Raw genomic sequence first — 16,857 nt, 5'->3', positions numbered from 1 at the left:
AAGAAGCCCGCCTTGCCAGCCTGTGTCAAAACACGCTGCCAGGGTGGGGAAGGCGCTCCTCGTCAGAGGGGCGCTTTTCCGTCGAAAGCGCGGTGCCGGTTCAACCGCCTTCTTTCAGCGCGATGGCGCTGATGCCCGCCGACTGCAAACGCTGTTTGGTGCCTTCCAGTTCGGTCGCCGACTTGAACGGCCCGAGGCGCACGCGGTTGTAGGTCTGCGCGCCAACCTTCACCGACTGCACGTTGGCCACGAAGCCTTGCAGTGCGAGCTTCGCCTTCAAGGCCTCGGCGTCGGCGGCGCTCGGGAACGCACCGACCTGCAGGAGATAACCGGCGCTGCCGGATGCGGCTGCGGGCGCTTGTTGCGCCGGCACGGCGGTGACCGTCTGCGTCGTCGCCTTCGGCAGGTTCGCCGCCGCCGCGCTGGCCTGTGCCTGCTGAGCCGCGGCTGCCTGCTGCTGTGCCGCCGCCTGTTGCTGTGCGGCCTGCTGTTGCTGTTTCTGCTGCGCCTCGGCGCTGGCCTGCGCGCGGATCTCCGCATCGGGGATGCGAACTTCCTTCTCGGACAGCACCGAATAGAAGTCGTACGACGGCTTCTTCGGTTTTTCCGGCTCGGCCTGGTCCACCACGCCCGGGTCGCTACCCTTCTGCGCGGTGGCCTGCGGGTTCGGCGCGGGACCATCCTGCTGGTGCATCATCGGCATCCAGGTGCCGCGCATCGCGAAAGCCATGAGCAGGGCGCCGGCGAGGATGCCGATCAGCGCCCAACTCCAGCCCGGCATGCCGCTCGAGCCATTGCGGACGGCCTGACGGCCTTTGCCCTTCTTGCGTGTTGCCATTACATGCTCTCCGGGGCGGAAATGCCCAGCAGATCCAGACCGTTCCTGAGTACCTGCTGCGTCGCGGCCACCAGGGCGAGGCGGGCGTCGCGCAGGTCGGTGTCGTCGACGATCCACTTGTGCTCGTGATAGTAGCTGTGAAGCTCGCCCGCGAGCTCACGCAGGTACTGCGCGATCAGGTGCGGTTCCAGATTGGCCGCCGCGGCCTCGACCATTTCCGGATACCGCGACAACTGCACCATCAGCGCCGACTCGTGCTCCGTCGCGAGCAGGTCGAGCTTCGCCAGGCCGTTGCCACGGTCGGTGGACAAACCACGATCGGCCAGTTCGCGAAACACGCGGCAGGCGCGCGCATGGGCGTACTGGATGTAGTACACGGGGTTGTCGTTGCTTTGCGAACGGGCCAGGTCGATGTCGAAAACCAGCTGCGAATCGGCCTTGCGCGCGATGAGGAAGTAGCGTGTGGCATCGCGGCCCGCCTCGTCGATGAGGTCGCGCAAGGTGACGTACGAACCGGCACGCTTGGAGATCTTCACTTCCTCGCCACCGCGCATGACGGTGACCATCTGGTGCAGGACGTACTCGGGCCAGTTCTTCGGAATACCCGTGTCCAGCGCCTGCAAGCCGGCCTTCACACGTGCCAGGGAACCGTGGTGATCGGAGCCGAGTTCGGTGATCGCACGCTCGTAGCCGCGTTGCCACTTGGTACGGTGGTAGGCCACGTCCGGCAGGAAATAGGTGTAGGTGCCGTCGGACTTGCGCATGACGCGGTCCTTGTCGTCACCGAAATCCGTGGAGCGCAGCCAGAGCGCGCCGCCTTCCTCGTAGGTGTGGCCGTGGGCGACCAGCTCCCGCACGGTTTCCTCGACCTTGCCCTCGGTATAGAGCGACGACTCCAGGTAGTAGACATCGAAGCCGACGCCGAAGGCCTTGAGGTCGAGGTCCTGTTCGTGGCGCAGGTAGGCCACGGCGAAGCGGCGCACATCGTCCAGGTTGTCGGCGTCACCGCTGGCGGTCACGGTCTCGCCATCGGCCTCGACGGATTCGCCTGCCAGGAAGGCCCGCGCCACCTCGGCGATGTAGTCGCCACGGTAGCCGGATTCCGGCCAGCCGGGCTCGTCCGGAGCGATGCCCTTGGCCCGTGCCTGAGTCGAGAGGGCCAGATTCGCGATCTGGACGCCGGCGTCGTTGTAGTAGAACTCGCGGAATACCTTCCAGCCTGCCGCGTCCAGCAAGCGGGCGAGGCTGTCGCCGATGGCGGCCGCGCGGCCGTGGCCGACATGCAGGGGGCCCGTCGGGTTGGCCGAGACGAATTCGACGCCCGCCGTGCGGCCGGCGCCATCCCGGTTGCGGCCATAGCGGTCGCCTTCGCCGAGGGCGTGGACGATCTCGGCATGGAACGCGGCCGGAGCAAGGAAGAAATTGATGAAACCGGGCCCGGCGATCTCGACCTTGCCGACCCACGGAGACGCCGGCATCGCCTCGACCAGGTCGGCGGCGATGTCGCGCGGCTTACGCCCGGCGGTCTTGGCCATCATCATCGCGGCGTTGGTCGCGAAGTCGCCGTGCTCGCGGCTACGGGTCCGCTCGATGACGAAGGTGGGCGCGACGAAGTCGGACGGCAGCTTGCCGGACTCCCGCAGCGCACCGATGGCCTGCAGGACGAGTTGTTTCAGCTCTTGTTTCACGGAATACGCGGCGCGGATATGGAACCGGCAATCCTATCAGAAGGGGCGAGCCGGCCGGTCGTGGCGGGTTTCGCGCTATCCACAGCCTGTGGATAACTCTGTGGGCAATACGACGGTTTTTGGTGGCCCCCGGCGAGGCAGGGATGATGACATGGATTCGTAATAACTAATCTTGTTATTATTCATGAAGTTACATCATTGACCTGTGCACTGGCAGCAGCTGTGACGGCCAAGTGAGGATTTGGCCCAATGTGCATAAGTCGGAATTTGCAAGGCCGTCATCGGCAGTGAAGCGACCCGTCACGGACCTGTCATCGCCCACCGTCACAATTCGTTTCGTGCCCGGTGTCTCCCCGGCCCAAGGCACGGCGGGTTACCCACCCCTCCCTCGAAAGGTGACCCAGAACGGCGCGAGCGGCACTCGCGCCGTTTTTTTTGCTCACAACATGCCGCGCTCGGCCATGGAGACGGGTTCGCCCTGGCCGATGATCATGTGGTCCAGCACGCGGATTTCCATCAGACCGAGGGCATCCACGAGGGTCCGGGTGATGTCGCGGTCGGCCCGGCTGGGCTCGGCGACGCCTGAAGGGTGGTTGTGGGCCAGGATGACGGCACTGGCGTGATGCCGGAGGCATGCGCGGACCACCTCGCGGGGGTAGACGCTGGCGCCATCGATGGTGCCACGGAACAGTTGCTCGTAGGCGAGGACGCGGTGCCGGGTATCGAGGAACAGGCAGGCGAATACCTCGTACGGCAGGTGGCACAGCTTCGCCCGGAGGTATTGGGCGCTGTCGCGCGGGCTTTCCAGGCGAGGCAGGTCGACGAGCCCTTCGCCCAGGGCACGCCGCGCCAGTTCCAGCGTCGCCATCAGGCGCGCTCGCTTCACCGGACCCACGCCGGCCACGGGCGCTACGTGGCCGGGATCGGCAAGCAGCTTGCCCAGGCTGCCCGCCGAGGAAAGGAGGGCTCGACTGGTCGCCACGGCATCGCAGCCCGCGCTTCCGTTACCGAGCAGGACGGCGAGCAGTTCTGCGTCGGATAGCGCGGCGGCGCCATGGGTGAGCAGCCGCTCCCGGGGCCGGTCGTGGGACGCCCATTGGCGAATGGGCTGGGGCCGGAAGGTCGCGGGCGCCATCGGCGCATCTCGGACGGGGGAGGGACGGTCGGGCCCGTGCTTCATCGGTTTACCTTGATGTCTTGCCGACGGACTCGCGGCGCGACCTACAACATAGAGTTGCGGCGGATGCCTGACGATAGAACGATTCTGAAAAATCGTGCGCCGGTCGTACGACGGAAATCCGTTAAGCTTACGTGTCTTCCGAACAGCGTCGTTTCGTCATGACTCTTCGCCAGCGTCGCATCCTGATTGGCGTTACCGGGGGCATCGCCGCCTACAAGGTCTGCGAGCTCGTGCGCCGCCTGCGCGACCTGGAGGCGGAAGTGCGCGTGGTGATGACCGAGGGCGCCACGCATTTCGTCACGCCCACCACCTTCCAGGCGCTGTCGGGGCAACCCGTGCGGGTAAGCCTGTGGGACGAGCAGGGCGAAGCCGCCATGGGTCATATCGAACTTGCCCGTTGGGCCGAGCGCGTACTGATCGCGCCGGCCAGCGCCGACACCCTGGCACGGCTTGCGCACGGTTTCGCCGACGACCTCCTTTCCACCGTGGTCCTTGCCACGGCGGCGCCGGTCTATGTCGCCCCGGCGATGAACCAGCAGATGTGGGCCAACCTGGCCGTGCAGGCGAACGTGGGCACGCTGCGCGTGCGCGGCGTGGGCGTGCTCGGACCGGCGGATGGCGACCAGGCCTGCGGCGATATCGGCTCCGGGCGGATGCTTGAACCGCACGAGTTGCGCGACATCCTGGTGGCCTCGTTCGGCGAGCAGCCGCTTCGCGGGCGCACGGTGGTGGTCAGCGCGGGGCCGACCTACGAAGACATCGATCCGGTGCGCTTTATCGGCAATCGCAGTTCCGGTCGCATGGGTTTTGCCGTGGCCGCCGCCGCGCGCGATGCCGGGGCGTCGGTTACCCTGGTGGCGGGTCCCGTTTCCCTGCCCACGCCGCACGGTGTGCACCGTATCGATGTGCGCAGCGCCCGGCAGATGCACGAGGCGGTGCTCGCGGAGGCATCCGCCGCGGACATCTACATCGGCGCGGCCGCGGTCGGCGACTACCGCCCGCTGGAAGCGGCGGCCCACAAGCTGAAGAAAGCCGACGGAGCGCCGTTGCGGCTCGAACTCACCGAAAACCCCGACATCATCGCGGCGCTGGCGGCCCGGGCGAAGCGTCCTTTCCTGGTCGGCTTCGCGGCGGAAACCAGCGCGCTTGCCGCGTATGCCCAGGAAAAACTCCGGCGCAAGGGCATCGACATGATCGCGGCCAATGAAGTGGGTGGCGGCAAGGGTTTCGAAGTGGCCGACAACGCCCTGCATGTCTACTGGCGCGATGGCGACGACACCTTGCCCGAGATGCCCAAGACCGAGCTGGCACGCCGCCTGGTCGCACGCATCGCGGAACGATTCCTCTCAGGCTCCGGAACCACTCCTTGATCGACATCGAACTGAAGATCCTCGACGCCCGCCTGGGCGACTCCATTCCCCTGCCCGAACCCGCCACCGTGGGTAGCGCCGGCATGGACCTGCGTGCGGCCGTGGAGGCACCGGTGACGCTGGCGCCGGGCGAAAGCCTGCTGGTACCGACCGGCATGGCCATTCACATCGGCGATCCGGCGTGGTGTGCTCTGATCGTTCCGCGTTCGGGGCTTGGACACAAGCAAGGCCTGGTGATGGGCAACCTGGTGGGCGTGATCGACGCCGATTACCAGGGGCCGCTGATGATTTCCTGCTGGAACCGCGGGATCGCGACCCTTACCATCGCGCCAGGCGACCGGATTGCGCAATTGTTGCTGGTGCCGGTGGGACGGGCGCGCTTGCGCGTCGTCGACGGATTCACCCCCTCGCAGCGGGGCGAGGGAGGATTCGGTTCCACCGGTATCGGCTGATCGGCCGAGACGACACAAGGGGCACCATGGCTCGGAAAGAGGGAGGGGCGGGGCATGCGCTCCGGATCGATCTGCGACGTCTGCTGCCCCTGGTGGGCGCGACGATACTGCTGGTCGCCGGCGCGTTCTCCGCGTGGCAGGCCTGGTTGATCGCCGACGAAGGCGATGCGGCCGAGCGGACGCGGGCGGCACAACGGCAAACGGTCAAGGCGCTCGACGACCTGATCGCCGGCAAGCGCCAGCAGGTACAACGCGCGCTCGCCGAGAGCGGTCTCGCGGGGGCGACCGACGATCGCCCGGCGGTGGCCGAACGGCTGCGTGCACAGCTGAAGGGCGTGCACGCGGTGGAGGTGTACAGCGGCGGCCTGGACGAGGTCGTGCGCGCCAATTACCGTGAATTCGGCTATGCCAAGGCCGCCCAGCTGATGGCTGCGCTGGGGGCCAGCGAGACACCGCCCGCCTCCACGTCGCTGCACGGCAACGAGCGTCGGTTGACCATGGTGGAACCCGTGGCCGCCGAAGGCGGCGTACGTGCGTGGATCTGGCTTGAGTATCCCTTCGACGACGTGGCAGCGCGGTTCGAGGCCACCTCGCCGGGAGCGGGGCGTATCGAACTGCGCCAGGGCGACGGGCATGACAGCTTGTCGCTGCTCTCGCACGGCTCGCGTTCCGCCGAGTTGGAGGCCGAAGGACAACGCGTGGCCGGTACCTCGCTGTATGTGTTCGCCGCGATGCCGCGCGCCTTCATCGTCATTCCGCACTCCGTGGCGCTGGCTGCCCTGCTGGCCCTGGTCGGGTTCGGCGGCGGCGCCGTCCTCCTCTGGGCCCTGCGCCGGCGGCCTGTCGTGGCCGAGGAACCCGAGCCGGAAGAACCCGTGCTCGTGGCCGACGTGGTACGCAAGCCACGCCTGCCACCGGCACCGTCGACCGCGACCGCGACGGCGCTGCCGCGTCCCGCGGTGAGTGTCCCGGTGGAAGTGGATGCTTCCATCTTCCGCGCCTATGACATCCGTGGCGTCGCCGGTGACGCGTTGAATCCCGGCGTGGCCCACCGCATCGGCCAGGCAATCGGCGCGTTGATGGCCGAACGCGACCTGCGTGAGATCGTCATCGGCCGGGACGGCAGGTTGTCGGGGCCGGAGCTCGCGGGCGCCTTGTCGGACGGACTGCGCGCGGCGGGGATCGACGTGATCGACCTGGGCATGGTGCCGACGCCCCTGGTCTATTTCGCCGCCTACCATTTCGGCACGGGCTGCGGCGTATCCGTCACCGGCAGCCACAACCCTCCCGACCACAACGGATTCAAGATCGTGATCGGTGGCGAGACGCTCGCCGAGGACGCCATCGCCGACCTGCACCGGCGCATCGTGGAAAACCGGCTGCCGTCGGACGGTGTCGGAACCTGGCGCGAGCAACCGGTGGTGGAAGCCTACGTTTCGCGTATCGCCGGCGATGTGTCCGCCGAGCGCCGGCTCAAGGTCGTGGTCGATGCCGGAAATGGCGTGGCCGGATTGGTGGCGCCCCGGGTTCTGGAGGACATCGGCTGCGAGGTGATCCCCCTGTACTGCGATGTCGACGGCCGCTTCCCGAATCACCATCCCGACCCATCCGATCCTCGCAATCTCGGCGACCTGATCGCGGCGGTGCACACGGTGGGCGCCGATCTCGGTGTCGCCTTCGATGGCGACGGCGACCGGCTCGGCGTGGTCACCCAGGCAGGAGAGATCATCTATCCCGACCGGCTGCTCATGTTGTTCGCCCAGGATGTGCTGGCGCGCAACCCCGGTGCCACGGTGATCTACGACGTGAAATGCACGGGACATCTTCGCCCGGTGATCCAGGAGGCCGCGGGCGTACCGCTGATGTGGCGCACCGGCCATTCGCTGATCAAGGCGAAGATGCGCGAGACCGGCGCGGCGCTGGCCGGTGAGATGAGTGGCCACTTCTTCTTTGCCGACAACAACCGCTGGTATGGCTTCGACGACGGTATCTATGCGGCGGCCCGCCTGCTCGAGATCGTCGCGGGCGACCTGGAGGAACGCAGCGTCGCCGACATTTTCGACGGCCTGCCCAAGAGCGTATCCACGCCGGAGCTGAAGCTGTCGATGGAGGAGGGGGCGCCGTTCCGCTTCATGGAGGCCTTCCGCGCCTCGGCGACCTTCGACGACGCCCGCGTGACGACGATCGACGGCATCCGCGTCGATTGGCCCGATGGCTGGGGCCTCGTGCGGGCGTCCAACACGACACCCTCGCTGGTCTTCCGTTTCGATGCCGACAACGGCAAGGCGCTGGAGCGCATCAAGCAGGTTTTCCGCCTGCGCCTGCTGGCGGTGGATCGTAATCTGGCCCTGCCGTTCTGAGGCGGGGCCGCTGTCAGCGGCCGCCGTTCGCGCTGTCCGCCGCCTTCAGTTCGCGATAGTGGCGAAGCTGCGCTTCCATGTTCGTCTTGGCGGTGTCCTTGGCCGCCTGCTGGCGCTGTAGCGTCGCCCGGAGGGAGGCGACCGTGTTGCGCTGTTCGGTGATGCGATCGCTGAGGTACTTCGGCACCGGCTGCTTGGCCCGTTCCAGGTCGCCCGCGCGAGTGAGCAGGTCGGCCAGGGCCTTCTCCTGACCCTGCAGGTTCAGTCGCGTGGTGCGCGCGGCCTGTTCGAAGTTGTCGACCTCGGCGCTCTTCGCGGCGGCGAAGGCGGCTTCGTCCGGGTAAGCGTTCAGCATCTGCGCGTCTTCACGTTGCCGCTGCTGCTGCGCCTGTTGGGCCGCCGCCTGCGCGTCGGCGATCTTGCGAGCCGCCGCGCGTTCCTCCGTCGTGAGCTGGCGGTCGACGTGACGCACGACCATGCCCTGGCTGTTCACCACGTCGTATCCGGCCTTCATCGCGTCGGACGTGAGGCTGTCGCTGAAGTACGACTGCCCGGAGGCGTCCTTCCAGCGGTAGCGGTAGGCGTTGTTGTTGGCGGTGTTCTTCTGGGCGAAAGCGGCCGTGCCGATGCACAGTGCCGCCCCCGCCAGGATGTAACGCGCTGCTCGCATGGTTTCCCCTCCTGTGCGCGGAGTATAGCCAGCGGGCGGCCACAGGTTGTGCGGGGCCGGCACATCGCGCGGATCGCGTGACGCAGTCGCCGTTTCAGGTCACGCCTTCACGCCGTAGAGCTCCCGATAAGCGAGCAGGCGCCCGTGTTCCGCCGCCAGTTCCGGCCGCTCGCCGGCGTAGGTGAGGACATCGGCCAGCGTGGCGATGGCGATGACGGGGATGCCGAACTGCGCCGCGACTTCCTGGGCCGCCGAGCGTTCGCCCTGGCCGCGCTCCTGCCGGTCGAGCGCGATGAGCACGCCGGCCGGTTCGGCGCCCTGGGACCGGATCAACTCCAGCGACTCGCGCACGGCGGTCCCGGCGGTCATCACGTCGTCGACGATCAACACGCGTCCCCGCAAGGGGGCGCCGACCAGCGTGCCGCCTTCGCCATGGTCCTTGGCTTCCTTGCGGTTGTAGGCCCAGGGAAGGTCGCGGTCCTGTGTATCGGCCAGGGCGATCGCGGTGGCGGCGGCCAGGGCAATGCCCTTGTAGGCCGGGCCGAAGAGCATGTCGAACGGCACGCCCGAGCGCACGGCGGCCGCGGCATAGGCGCGGCCGAGCCGGGCGAGCGCGGCGCCACTGTCGATCCGGCCCATGTTGAAGAAGTAGGGGCTGCTGCGGCCGGATTTCAGCGTGAAGTCGCCGAAGCGAAGCACATCGCGGGCGAGGGTGAGTTCAATGAATTCGCGCTGGTAGTCGTGCACGGGAATCTCTCAGTCGATCGAAGGGCCAAGCGGATACCACAACACGTATTGCGGTCCCGCGCTGCCGCCATGGTACAACTCGCCGCTGTCGCGATAGCCGGCGCGTTGGTAGGCGCGCAGCGCCGCTTCGTTGCGCACGTTCACGGTGAGGAGTATCCGCTCGCGATCCGGATGGCGACCGGCGACGTACGCGTGGATCGCATCCAGGGCGGCGCGGCCGAGACCCTGGCCCTGCCGTGGGGCGTCGATGAGGAAGCTGCGCAGTGCCACCGCTCCGGCCGCCAGCGGATGATCCGTCAGCGCGGAGGCCCGCCGATCGATGCGTACATAGCCCACCACCGCGTCGCCGTGGAGCAAGGCGAGCGCCTCGCTGCCGGGGCACACCGCCACGTCGGCGAGCGAGTCGCGGGTATGGCCGACGAACGGCCGCTGGTCGGGGTGGACGTCGAGCGCGAGCACGGCGGCGCGCAAGGTTTCGTCGACGGAAAGGACGCGAATGGATGGATTCATAGGAGGTTATGATGCACGCATTGCCGAACACACGATCAAGGTCCCATGCGCATTATTTCGCTGAACGCCAACGGTATCCGCTCCGCCGCCACCAAGGGCGTGTTCGAGTGGCTACGTAAACAGGATGCCGATGTCGTCTGCCTGCAGGAGACCAAGGCGCAGGAATCGCAGCTGACCGACCCGATGTTCCGCCCGGATGGCCACCATTGCTTTTATCACGATGCGCGCAGCAAGAAGGGCTACAGCGGCGTGGCGATCTACTCCAGGCGCGAGCCGGACGAGGTGCGCGTTTCGTTGGGCAGGGAAGACTTCGATTGCGAAGGGCGCTACATCGAGGCACGTTACGGGAACCTCAGCGTCGTCTCGTTCTATATCCCTTCCGGCTCGTCGGGTGACGAACGCCAGCAATACAAGTTCCGGATCATGGAGTGGCTGACGCCGATCCTGCGCGAGTGGGCCGCGAGCGGGCGCGATTACGTGCTGTGCGGCGACTGGAACATCGTGCACACCAAGAACGACATCAAGAACTGGACGTCCAACCAGAAGAACTCCGGCTGCCTCCCCGAGGAGCGGGCCTGGCTCGACCTGCTGTTCAAGGACATCGGCTGGGTGGACAGCTTCCGCGCCATCAAGCCCGACGCGGTGGAATACACCTGGTGGTCCAACCGCGGCCAGGCCCGCGCGAACAACGTGGGTTGGCGGATCGACTACCAGATCGTCACGCCGGGCCTGCGCGAACGCCTGCGCGATTGTTCGATCTATCGTGACGAGCGCTTCTCCGACCATGCGCCATTTATCGTGGACTACGCCGAGTGAGCGAAGCGGCCGGGACCGGAGCGGTCCGTTACAAGGGATTGCGTGGCATAGCCGCCGCGTTCGCCCAGCCGGGGGCGGTGACCATGCTGTTCTTCGGTCTCGCGTCCGGCCTACCGTTCCTGCTGGTCGGTAATACGCTGTCGGCCTGGCTGAAGGAATCGGGCGTGGATTACGGTGCCATCGGCATCGCCAGCTACGTCACCTTCGCCTACAACTTCAAGTTCCTGTGGGCGCCGCTGGTGGACAAGTTCCGCCTGCCGCTGTTCGGCCGGCTCGGCCTGCGCCGCGGCTGGCTGATGTTCGCCCTGCTGCTACTCGCGGCCGGCCTGCTCGGGATGGCGGCGATGCCGCCGGACGTGTCGCTTCCGCGCTTCATGGTCGTGACCGGCGTCGCCGCGCTGGCCGGAGCCACGATCGACATCGTCGTGGATGCCTATCGCGTCGAGATCGCGCCACAGGAGGCACAGGGTGCCCTGGCGGCCACGTATACCCTCGGCTATCGCTTCGGCCTGATCGCAGGCGGTGCCGGCATCTTGTTGGTGGCGGATGCCTTCGGCTGGCAAGGCGGCTATGTCGCCATCTGTGCCCTGCTGGTCATTCCTTTCATCACCGTCCTGGTCGCACGCGAGCCCGAGCACCGCGTGCGCGAGCGCGTGCCGTTGCGCGTGGCCGTGCAGGAAGGCTTCGTCGGACCGTTCCGCGACTTCCTTTCCCGCTACGGCCTGGGCCTGGCGCTCGGATTGCTGCTTTTCGTCGCGCTGTTCCGGCTTCCCGACCAGATGCTCGGGGTGATGGCGTATCCGTTCTACCTCGACGCGGGTTTCAGCAAGACGCAGATCGCGGAGGTGTCGAAGGTCTACGGGGTGATCGTGGGCATCGTCGGCGCCTTGCTGGGCGGCTGGGCCGTGACGCGCTTCGAGATGCGCCGGCTGTTGGTCGTCTCCGCGATCGGCGTGGCGCTTTCGAACATGCTCTACCTGATCATGGCGGCCAACCCGGGTCAGACGTGGGCCTTCGTGGCGACCCTTTCGGGGGACAACTTCGCGCAAGGTTTTGCGGGTCCGGTGCTGGTCGCCTTCATGTCGGGCCTGGTCAATCGCAGCTTCACCGCCACGCAATACGCCTTGCTGAGCGCGCTGGCCAATCTTCCGGGCAAGCTGATCGGAGGGCTGTCGGGCTTCCTGGTGAAGGACTCCGGCTATGCGTCCCTGTTCGTGGTCAGCACGGTTTCCATCGTCCCGACCCTGCTCGTGCTCGCCCTCTTGTGGCGCCGCATGCCGCGTCCCGCGGAGGCGGGATAAGCCGGACGACCTATCTTCGCAAGCGATGAAAACTGTGTAATATCGCCGCCACAGGGGGCATGCGCGAGGAGGTGACGCACGTGCCGGATATCGTTGTAAGACACATCGACGAGCAGATGGCCGAGCGCATCAAAACGCTCGCGCGTGAACGACGCTGGTCGATCAATGAAGTGATCCTGCACGCGTTGCGCTATGGACTCGGCTTGAGTCCGGGCGACGTGTTCAACGAGCTGTTGCTCGAACCCGGCGACATCGCGCACCTGACCGGTGCGTGGGACGCGGAAGAGCAGGCGGCCTTCCAGGAAGCACTCTCCGCACTGGCCCAGGCTTCGCCGTCGACCCTGGCCGACGCTGCCACGCGCCCAGTGAAATCGACCGAATCGTTCTAGCAAGCCCTCCAGGTTTCTCGGGCCGGGTTTCTTGGGTTCCCTGAGTTCCTGGTGGGAGCCGACCTTGTCGGCGATCCCGCGGCCGCGGGCCAGGTTGAAGCAAGCCCCCATCGCCGCTGAAGCGGCTCCCACAGAAGCGGCTCCACAGAACCACCAACAAGAAAAAGTTGGTCGAGACGCGACCCCCCGGACTCCTGTCACCGCCGGCAGGTTCCCTCGCCGCGCAAACGGCGACATCCTCCTCAGCGGTTTTAGGTGAGGATCGGTGGCGAGAAATGAGATCTATCTCATTGATATGAAAATCATTATTGCGATCAGGAGTGTGGACTAGTACTGTTCCGCTCCCTTCGGAAGCATCGAGGGTATCGAAGGGCGACGAGGCCCTGGAGGTGCATGACGCACCTCTCCGGACTATCCACCAGACAGGGAACACGGACCGTGTCATCAAGTACTTTCATTTCGAGCCTGCAACGGCTCGTATTCCTTGCCGCCGCCCTCATGTCGGCACCGTCTTTGGCCGCTGGCCAGCTTGTCATCAAGCTGGAAAACAAGACGAGTCACAGCGCGCCGTTACCGATCATCATTTCCGTAACGATGAGCAATATCGGCGACGGCCCACTGTTTCTCTATCGAAAGGAAACGCCATTCGGTACCAACGATTCGCATCTGGCATCCGATCAGTTCCGGGTACGTGATTCGCAGGGCGCACTCGCGCATTTCATCGGACAGCGATCCTATTGGGGAGCTCCTCGCTTCAGCCACTTCATGCTGCTTCAGCCGGGGCAATCGGTTCAGAAAGACATTGATCTCACGTCGGAGTACGACTTCGGGAATGGCGGTGCCTTTGCCCTGAAGTTCGTGATGAACCTCGGTCATGAACCGAGTCCGGAGGAATCTACGGCGGAGGAACTGGCAGCTTTCGTTGCAAGCAAGCAGGCGGAGGTCGAATCGAATGAGATTGTCGTCATCGTCGATCATCCCATAGCAGATCTCGGCTCACGGTCGAATGGCGCCATTTGCACCGGTCCGCAGAACGATGCCATCGAGTCCGCAAAGAGACTCGCGCATCGTAGGGCATTCGAGGCGATACAAGTCCTGTGGAAGGTTTATAGCCGACCGCTGGGCGAGATCGCGTACTCCTACCATCGCAAGCAACGCTACGTGCGATGGTTTGGCGAAGTTGGGCCAGAGGAGCCCGTGAAGGGCGAGGCAGGATGGGAGGGGAGCCTCAATCACGAAGCGGTCGGCGCTGTGGATGCGGTCTACATGCGATCTGCGGATTTGCCGTCCAATCAGCTCAGTCCGACATGCGGCTGTCCTGGGGAGCCCCCTGAAACCAAGGCAAAGGTAGAGGACAGAAATCCGTACCATGCACAGTTTTGCGATTCATACTTTGCCCTGCCGGAAGACGGGGTCTGGACCACACGAACCAGCGTAATGGCCCATGAATTAAGCCATTTCTATGATCGTTACCAATCCGGTCGCTCTGATTACGTCTACTCAAAGCCGTTGGCGGAACAGCTTGCGCGTGACGACAGATGGAAGGCCGTAAGGAATGCCGATAACGTCGAGTTCTTTATTACGGATACGACCCCCTATGAGGATTGATACCGGTGGCTAGCCGTTCATTGACGTAAGTCGATGCGCTTCACCGCCATGGGTCAGGGTGCGGCGTAAATCGCGCCGAGCAATCTTGGCCCGCGTGCCCCGGTCACGGCGGGCAGATTCCCTGGCTCCCCACGCAATCGCCGATAGGCCAGCCAGGCGAAGGCCATCGCCTCCATGCCATCCGGATCGATACCGAAGGACGCGCTCGAATGCAGCGCGCGCCCTTCAAGCCGGCTCCGGATGGCCTGCATCAACGCCGTGTTGTGTACGCCACCGCCGCAGGCGATGACATCCGTCGCATCGGCGGCGTAACGCGATATGGCGTCGGCCACGGAAACCGCGCTCAATGCGAGCAGGGTTGCCTGGACGTCTTCCGGCACCAGTTCGGCCACCCGCGGATGAGCGTCCAGCCAGGCGAGGTGGAAGTGTTCCCGCCCGGTGCTTTTTGGTGGCGGTAGGGCGAAGTAGGCATCGTCGAGAAGCTCGGCGAGCAGGGCCTCGTCGACGTTGCCCGAAGCCGCGAAGCGACCATCGCGGTCGAAGGATTCGCCGCGATGGCGAAGAGCCCACGCGTCCATCAGGCCGTTCGCGGGACCGGTGTCGAAGCCAGTGACATCGCCGGTCGAGGTCAAACGGGTGACGTTGGCGATGCCGCCGAGGTTGAGCACCACGCGCGCGCCGCGCGCCGGACGCAGCACGGTGGCGTGGAAGGCCGGAACCAGGGGTGCGCCCTGGCCACCGGCGGCCACGTCGGCTCGGCGAAAGTCCGCGACGGTGTCGATGCCCGTGCGTTCGGCGATCACCGCAGGGTCGCCGATCTGCAAGGTGAACGGGTATTCGCCACCGGGGCGATGACGGATCGTCTGGCCATGCGAGCCGATCGCCGTCACGTCGTCGCGATCGACGCCCGCTTGTTCCATGACCGCCCGCGCGGCTTCCGCGAAGGCGCATCCCACGGCGACGTCGAGCTGCCCGTAGGCGTCGAGGTCGAGGCGAAGTTCGTCCTGCGCCACGGCAAGGATGCGTGTGCGCAGCGTGTCGTTCCAAGGATGGGTCAGGCCCGCGACGAGGCCGGGGTGACCATCGGTGAAGCGAACCAGCGCGGCGTCGATGCCGTCGGCGCTGGTGCCGGAAATGAGCCCGAGGTAGAGGCCATCCATGGTGGGTGCCATGGATCAGTCCGCGCTGTGCTGGCCGGCGTCGTTACGCGCAAGCTTGACGTTGCTGTCCACCTGGTTGAGACGGGCGAGCTGAGGGCCGACCACTTCCTTCTTGAACTTCGCCAGCTGCGCCGCCGGCAGGGGCTCGGGCTTCGGCAATGTGACCGTCTGCGGATCGCGCTGCATGTTGTTGACGCGGAATTCGTAATGCAGGTGCGGGCCGGTGGCGAGGCCCGTCATGCCGACGTAGCCGATGGTGCTGCCCTGGCTCACGCGCTGGCCGACACGCAGGTTGGCGAAGCGCGACATGTGGCCGTAGGCGGTGCTGATGGTGGCGTTGTGCTGGATGACCACGAAGTTGCCATAGCCATTCATCCAGCCGCGGAACTTCACGACACCATCGCCCGCCGCGTGGATGGGTGTGCCTGACGGAGCGGCGTAATCGACGCCCTTGTGAGCGCGCATCTTGCCCAGGATCGGATGCATGCGACCGGCGCTGAACTGCGAAGAGATGCGGGTGAAGTCGACGGGGATGCGCAGGAAGGAGCCGGTGAGCGGACGGCCTTCCTCGCTGAAGTAGCTGACCTTGCCGTCGCTGTTCTTGAAGCGGTAGGCGGTGTAGCGCTTGCCCTGGTTCACGAACTCCGCGGCGACGATGTCACCCTCGCGAAGGAAGGCGCCATCGCTGTAGACATCGTCGTAGATGACGGTGAAGTTGTCGCCCACGCGCAGGTCCTGCACGAAGTCGATGTCGAACTTGAACACCTCGGCGAGCTTGAGCACCATCGCGTTGCTCATGCCGGCCTTCGACGCCGCACCGAACAACGAGCTGTCGATCAAGCCGTGGGCGATGTGTTCGCGGCGCTGCACGTCCCGCTGCTGCGTGGTGAGCTGGGGGGCGGCGCCGTCCAGGCGCAGCGTGGCGATGGTCGCCTCGTCCTGGTCGAAGCGCACGCCCTTGAGGACGTGATCGCCGCCGACAAGGAACTGGAATTCCTGGCCTGGCTTGATCTGGTGGAAGACCTTGGTGCCGCCCGCGCCGTCGATGACGTGCTGCAGGTCGGTCATCGAAAGGCCTTGGGCGATGAAGATATCTGCAAGGGTCTGGCCGGGCTGCACCTGCACGGTCTGCCAGGTTTCTTCGGGAACGATCGGCTTGATCGAGGCGGGATCGATCTTCGGCACTGCCAGGGGAACCACCGCATGCACGGCCGGGATGGCGGTGGTGAGCGACTGCTTCTTCATGGCGCCTGCCCAGGCAGGGATCACCAGGGCCGACAGAATGACGAGGAGGAAGGCGGTTCCGGCGAGAATCCAGCGCTCGCGTGTCCAGCTCAGGGGTTCGGCGGACGCGTTGCGACTGAAAGACCAGTGGGCACGGCTATCGTAGAAGTGCGAATGGCGGCGCTGTGCCTTGCGCCGGATGGCTTGCTTGCGAGCGCTGTGCGCTCCGCGGTTCACATCACCCATTGTCTTTCTTGTATCCGCTCGCCCCGACTTGTCGCGTACCATAGCGGCCCTGTGCAAAGGCCGTCAACGCCTTTCCCATCAAGGCTTTGCATCGCATCTTGCGGTTAACGCACAATTAACCCCCACGCCCTCTTCACACACAAATGTGAAGGTAAAAAATTCCGTTTCGATAGAGAGTACGCATGAACGACATGGAGCAGGCCCTGGCGCTGATCGCCCGCGGCGCCGACGAGATCATCAAGAAAGAAGACCTCGAGGCACGCCTCAAGACCGGCCGGCCATTGCGCATCAAGGCGGG

General features: G+C 65.7%; 16 protein-coding genes (1 of these 16 only partly in view). 8 read left to right on the top strand and 8 right to left on the bottom strand.

The genetic code is table 11. From position 1 onward, the window contains the following. Nucleotides 1-100: 100 nt before the first annotated feature. The 3 genes from ACN9M2_RS17940 to radC all read right to left on the bottom strand — a co-directional run bounded on the left by ACN9M2_RS17940 (nucleotide 101) and on the right by radC (nucleotide 3,661). Nucleotides 101-838, bottom strand: a complete 738-nt coding sequence (locus ACN9M2_RS17940; RefSeq protein WP_426285967.1) for an SPOR domain-containing protein — start codon at nucleotides 836-838, stop codon at nucleotides 101-103. Then, entirely contained in the window at nucleotides 838-2,526 is a 1,689-nt protein-coding gene (gene argS / locus ACN9M2_RS17935; protein WP_426285966.1) for an arginine--tRNA ligase, read from the bottom strand. Before argS ends, ACN9M2_RS17940 begins: the two co-directional genes overlap by 1 nt. Nucleotides 2,527-2,965: 439 nt before the next feature. Then, on the bottom strand, nucleotides 2,966-3,661 hold the full coding sequence (gene radC / locus ACN9M2_RS17930) for a RadC family protein (RefSeq protein WP_426285965.1): 696 nt from the start codon (nucleotides 3,659-3,661) through the stop codon (nucleotides 2,966-2,968). A 203-nt stretch (nucleotides 3,662-3,864) separates the two neighbouring features. Between radC and coaBC the strand changes: the two genes are divergently transcribed. The 3 genes from coaBC to ACN9M2_RS17915 are packed head-to-tail and all read left to right on the top strand — an operon-like array spanning nucleotide 3,865 to nucleotide 7,888. Next, nucleotides 3,865-5,076: a bifunctional phosphopantothenoylcysteine decarboxylase/phosphopantothenate--cysteine ligase CoaBC gene (gene coaBC / locus ACN9M2_RS17925; RefSeq protein ID WP_426285964.1), complete on the top strand. Its 1,212-nt coding sequence runs from the start codon at nucleotides 3,865-3,867 to the stop codon at nucleotides 5,074-5,076. Beyond that, nucleotides 5,073-5,528, top strand: coding sequence for a dUTP diphosphatase (gene dut, locus ACN9M2_RS17920; protein ID WP_426285963.1), 456 nt, complete (start codon nucleotides 5,073-5,075; stop codon nucleotides 5,526-5,528). The genes coaBC and dut overlap by 4 nt, the downstream gene beginning before the upstream one ends. Nucleotides 5,529-5,554: 26 nt before the next feature. Then, nucleotides 5,555-7,888, top strand: a complete 2,334-nt coding sequence (locus tag ACN9M2_RS17915) for a phosphomannomutase/phosphoglucomutase (protein ID WP_426285962.1) — start codon at nucleotides 5,555-5,557, stop codon at nucleotides 7,886-7,888. Between the two features lie 13 nt (nucleotides 7,889-7,901). On the opposite strand, the gene ACN9M2_RS17910 is transcribed toward ACN9M2_RS17915, so the two are convergent. The 3 genes from ACN9M2_RS17910 to ACN9M2_RS17900 form a co-directional block, all read right to left on the bottom strand. Next, entirely contained in the window at nucleotides 7,902-8,558 is a 657-nt protein-coding gene (locus ACN9M2_RS17910) for a DUF4124 domain-containing protein (RefSeq protein WP_426285961.1), read from the bottom strand. Between the two features lie 99 nt (nucleotides 8,559-8,657). Further along, on the bottom strand, nucleotides 8,658-9,305 hold the full coding sequence (gene pyrE / locus ACN9M2_RS17905; protein WP_426285960.1) for an orotate phosphoribosyltransferase: 648 nt from the start codon (nucleotides 9,303-9,305) through the stop codon (nucleotides 8,658-8,660). Nucleotides 9,306-9,314: 9 nt separating this feature from the next. Continuing rightward, nucleotides 9,315-9,815 carry a GNAT family N-acetyltransferase gene (locus tag ACN9M2_RS17900; protein ID WP_426285959.1) on the bottom strand — a complete coding sequence of 167 codons (501 nt, stop codon included), beginning with the start codon at nucleotides 9,813-9,815 and terminating at the stop codon, nucleotides 9,315-9,317. Nucleotides 9,816-9,860: 45 nt separating this feature from the next. On the opposite strand from ACN9M2_RS17900, the gene ACN9M2_RS17895 reads away from it, so the two are divergent. The 4 genes from ACN9M2_RS17895 to ACN9M2_RS17880 all read left to right on the top strand — a co-directional run bounded on the left by ACN9M2_RS17895 (nucleotide 9,861) and on the right by ACN9M2_RS17880 (nucleotide 13,929). Continuing rightward, a complete protein-coding gene (locus ACN9M2_RS17895) occupies nucleotides 9,861-10,631 on the top strand; it encodes an exodeoxyribonuclease III (protein WP_426285958.1) in 771 nt (256 codons plus the stop codon). Beyond that, on the top strand, nucleotides 10,628-11,932 hold the full coding sequence (locus ACN9M2_RS17890; RefSeq protein WP_426285957.1) for an AmpG family muropeptide MFS transporter: 1,305 nt from the start codon (nucleotides 10,628-10,630) through the stop codon (nucleotides 11,930-11,932). Before ACN9M2_RS17895 ends, ACN9M2_RS17890 begins: the two co-directional genes overlap by 4 nt. Nucleotides 11,933-12,012: 80 nt before the next feature. After that, nucleotides 12,013-12,321, top strand: a complete 309-nt coding sequence (locus ACN9M2_RS17885) for a hypothetical protein (RefSeq protein ID WP_306848872.1) — start codon at nucleotides 12,013-12,015, stop codon at nucleotides 12,319-12,321. 393 nt (nucleotides 12,322-12,714) lie between these two features. Beyond that, a complete protein-coding gene (locus ACN9M2_RS17880; RefSeq protein ID WP_426285956.1) occupies nucleotides 12,715-13,929 on the top strand; it encodes a M35 family metallo-endopeptidase in 1,215 nt (404 codons plus the stop codon). Between the two features lie 53 nt (nucleotides 13,930-13,982). On the opposite strand, the gene ACN9M2_RS17875 is transcribed toward ACN9M2_RS17880, so the two are convergent. Together ACN9M2_RS17875 and ACN9M2_RS17870 are read right to left on the bottom strand one after the other, a co-directional pair. Continuing rightward, on the bottom strand, nucleotides 13,983-15,101 hold the full coding sequence (locus ACN9M2_RS17875; RefSeq protein WP_426285955.1) for an anhydro-N-acetylmuramic acid kinase: 1,119 nt from the start codon (nucleotides 15,099-15,101) through the stop codon (nucleotides 13,983-13,985). Nucleotides 15,102-15,104: 3 nt separating this feature from the next. Continuing rightward, entirely contained in the window at nucleotides 15,105-16,559 is a 1,455-nt protein-coding gene (locus ACN9M2_RS17870; protein WP_426285954.1) for an OapA family protein, read from the bottom strand. A gap of 182 nt (nucleotides 16,560-16,741) precedes the next feature. Between ACN9M2_RS17870 and tyrS the strand changes: the two genes are divergently transcribed. After that, nucleotides 16,742-16,857: the 5' end (the start) of a tyrosine--tRNA ligase gene (tyrS, locus tag ACN9M2_RS17865; protein WP_426285953.1), read on the top strand. Its footprint extends 1,090 nt past the window's final position; the window shows 116 of its 1,206 coding nt (coding positions 1-116); it begins with the start codon at nucleotides 16,742-16,744; its stop codon lies off the right edge, out of view.

It is taken from the genome of Luteibacter sp. E-22 (assembly GCF_049913125.1).
GTDB lineage: Bacteria > Pseudomonadota > Gammaproteobacteria > Xanthomonadales > Rhodanobacteraceae > Luteibacter.
The sequence above is the reverse complement of the archived record's forward strand: the minus strand, read 5'-3'. Positions and strand labels throughout refer to the sequence as shown.

Bases quoted from the DNA above. Each gene is read 5' to 3' on its own strand.
- ACN9M2_RS17940 (WP_426285967.1), bottom strand. From the start codon at position 838: ATGGCAACACGCAAGAAGGGCAAAGGCCGTCAGGCCGTCCGCAATGGC.
- ACN9M2_RS17895 (WP_426285958.1), top strand. From the start codon at position 9,861: ATGCGCATTATTTCGCTGAACGCCAACGGTATCCGCTCCGCCGCCACC.
- ACN9M2_RS17875 (WP_426285955.1), bottom strand. From the start codon at position 15,101: ATGGCACCCACCATGGATGGCCTCTACCTCGGGCTCATTTCCGGCACC.
- ACN9M2_RS17900 (WP_426285959.1), bottom strand. From the start codon at position 9,815: ATGAATCCATCCATTCGCGTCCTTTCCGTCGACGAAACCTTGCGCGCC.
- ACN9M2_RS17910 (WP_426285961.1), bottom strand. From the start codon at position 8,558: ATGCGAGCAGCGCGTTACATCCTGGCGGGGGCGGCACTGTGCATCGGC.
- ACN9M2_RS17880 (WP_426285956.1), top strand. From the start codon at position 12,715: ATGACGCACCTCTCCGGACTATCCACCAGACAGGGAACACGGACCGTG.
- ACN9M2_RS17915 (WP_426285962.1), top strand. From the start codon at position 5,555: ATGGCTCGGAAAGAGGGAGGGGCGGGGCATGCGCTCCGGATCGATCTG.
- radC (WP_426285965.1), bottom strand. From the start codon at position 3,661: ATGGCGCCCGCGACCTTCCGGCCCCAGCCCATTCGCCAATGGGCGTCC.
- coaBC (WP_426285964.1), top strand. From the start codon at position 3,865: ATGACTCTTCGCCAGCGTCGCATCCTGATTGGCGTTACCGGGGGCATC.
- ACN9M2_RS17870 (WP_426285954.1), bottom strand. From the start codon at position 16,559: ATGGGTGATGTGAACCGCGGAGCGCACAGCGCTCGCAAGCAAGCCATC.